This is a genomic window from [Anoxybacillus] calidus (genome assembly GCF_013760845.1).
Classification (GTDB): domain Bacteria; phylum Bacillota; class Bacilli; order Bacillales; family Anoxybacillaceae; genus Paranoxybacillus; species Paranoxybacillus calidus.
Map to the genome: position 1 here is coordinate 1,666 of NZ_JACDUU010000019.1, position 3,002 is coordinate 4,667.

General features: G+C 54.6%; 1 rRNA gene. It reads left to right on the forward strand.

What is annotated here, in order from left to right:
• Positions 1-75 precede the first annotated feature (75 nt).
• Positions 76-3,001, forward strand: a 23S ribosomal RNA gene (locus tag HNQ85_RS17395).
• Position 3,002 lies beyond the last annotated feature (1 nt).

Sequence of the window (3,002 nt, forward strand, 5' to 3'; positions counted from 1 at the left end):
GTACTTCGACGGAGGAAGGTTATTCGACACGAGAGGCTAGGAGCCGGAGCTAGACAAAGTGAAGCTCTTTTCACTGGTTAAGTTAGAAAGGGCGCACGGTGGATGCCTTGGCACTAGGAGCCGATGAAGGACGGGACAAACACCGATATGCTTCGGGGAGCTGTAAGTAAGCGTTGATCCGGAGATTTCCGAATGGGGAAACCCACTGCTCGTAATGGGGCAGTATCCATACCTGAATCCATAGGGTATGGAGGGCACACCCGGGGAACTGAAACATCTAAGTACCCGGAGGAGAAGAAAGCAACAGCGATTCCCTGAGTAGCGGCGAGCGAAACGGGAACAGCCCAAACCAAGAGGCTTGCCTCTTGGGGTTGTAGGACACTCTATACGGAGTTACAAAGGAACGGAGTAGACGAAGTGATCTGGAAAGGTCCGTCATAGAAGGTGATAACCCTGTAGTCGAAACTTCGTTCCCTCCAGAGTGGATCCTGAGTACGGCGGGACACGTGAAATCCCGTCGGAAGCAGGGAGGACCATCTCCCAAGGCTAAATACTCCCTAGTGACCGATAGTGAACCAGTACCGTGAGGGAAAGGTGAAAAGCACCCCGGGAGGGGAGTGAAAGAGAACCTGAAACCGTGTGCCTACAAGTAGTCAGAGCCCGTTAATGGGTGATGGCGTGCCTTTTGTAGAATGAACCGGCGAGTTACGATCACGTGCAAGGTTAAGTCGAAAAGACGGAGCCGTAGCGAAAGCGAGTCTGAATAGGGCGTATAGTACGTGGTCGTAGACCCGAAACCAGGTGATCTACCCATGTCCAGGGTGAAGGTAGGGTAACACCTACTGGAGGCCCGAACCCACGCACGTTGAAAAGTGCGGGGATGAGGTGTGGGTAGGGGTGAAATGCCAATCGAACTTGGAGATAGCTGGTTCTCCCCGAAATAGCTTTAGGGCTAGCCTCAAGGGAAGAGTCTTGGAGGTAGAGCACTGATTGGGCTAGGGGCCCTCATCGGGTTACCGAACTCAGTCAAACTCCGAATGCCAATGACTTATCCTTGGGAGTCAGACTACGAGTGATAAGATCCGTGGTCAAAAGGGAAACAGCCCAGATCACCAGCTAAGGTCCCCAAGTGTACGTTAAGTGGAAAAGGATGTGGAGTTGCTTAGACAACCAGGATGTTGGCTTAGAAGCAGCCACCATTTAAAGAGTGCGTAATAGCTCACTGGTCGAGTGACTCTGCGCCGAAAATGTACCGGGGCTAAACGTACCACCGAAGCTGTGGGATGACTTACGTCATCGGTAGGGGAGCGTTCTAAGTGCGGCGAAGCTAGACCGGAAGGACTGGTGGAGCGCTTAGAAGTGAGAATGCCGGTATGAGTAGCGAAAACAGAGGTGAGAATCCTCTGCACCGAAAGCCTAAGGTTTCCTGAGGAAGGCTCGTCCGCTCAGGGTTAGTCGGGACCTAAGCCGAGGCCGAAAGGCGTAGGCGATGGACAACAGGTTGATATTCCTGTACCACCTCCTCACCGTTTGAGCAATGGGGGGACGCAGGAGGATAGGGTAAGCGCGCGACTGGTTGTGCGCGTCCAAGCAGTTAGGCTGGCAAGTAGGCAAATCCGCTTGCCGTAAGGCTGAGCTGTGATGGCGAGGGAATTTAAGTACCGAAGTTCCCGATTCCACACTGCCAAGAAAAGCCTCTAGCGAGGTGAGAGGTGCCCGTACCGCAAACCGACACAGGTAGGCGAGGAGAGAATCCTAAGGTGCGCGGGAGAACTCTCGTTAAGGAACTCGGCAAAATGACCCCGTAACTTCGGGAGAAGGGGTGCTCTTTGGGGTGAATAGCCCCGAAGAGCCGCAGTGAAAAGGCCCAAGCGACTGTTTATCAAAAACACAGGTCTCTGCGAAGCCGTAAGGCGATGTATAGGGGCTGACACCTGCCCGGTGCTGGAAGGTTAAGGGGAGCGCTTAGCGCAAGCGAAGGTGCGAACCGAAGCCCCAGTAAACGGCGGCCGTAACTATAACGGTCCTAAGGTAGCGAAATTCCTTGTCGGGTAAGTTCCGACCCGCACGAAAGGTGTAACGACTTGGGCACTGTCTCAACGAGAGACCCGGTGAAATTATAGTACCTGTGAAGATGCAGGTTACCCGCGACAGGACGGAAAGACCCCGTGGAGCTTTACTGTAGCCTGATATTGAATTTTGGTATCGCTTGTACAGGATAGGTGGGAGCCTGAGAAGCCGGAGCGCCAGCTTCGGTGGAGGCGTCGGTGGGATACCACCCTGGCGGTATTGAAATTCTAACCCGCACCCCTGATCGGGGTGGGAGACAGTGTCAGGTGGGCAGTTTGACTGGGGCGGTCGCCTCCCAAAAGGTAACGGAGGCGCCCAAAGGTTCCCTCAGAATGGTTGGAAATCATTCGTAGAGTGCAAAGGCAGAAGGGAGCTTGACTGCGAGACCTACAAGTCGAGCAGGGACGAAAGTCGGGCTTAGTGATCCGGTGGTTCCGCATGGAAGGGCCATCGCTCAACGGATAAAAGCTACCCCGGGGATAACAGGCTTATCTCCCCCAAGAGTCCACATCGACGGGGAGGTTTGGCACCTCGATGTCGGCTCATCGCATCCTGGGGCTGTAGTCGGTCCCAAGGGTTGGGCTGTTCGCCCATTAAAGCGGTACGCGAGCTGGGTTCAGAACGTCGTGAGACAGTTCGGTCCCTATCCGTCGCGGGCGTAGGAAATTTGAGAGGAGCTGTCCTTAGTACGAGAGGACCGGGATGGACGCACCGCTGGTGTACCAGTTGTCCCGCCAGGGGCACCGCTGGGTAGCTATGTGCGGAAGGGATAAGCGCTGAAAGCATCTAAGCGTGAAGCCCCCCTCAAGATGAGATTTCCCATCGCGTAAGCGAGTAAGATCCCTTGAAGATGACAAGGTAGATAGGTCCGAGGTGGAAGCGTGGTGACACGTGGAGCTGACGGATACTAATCGATCGAGGACTTAACCAAG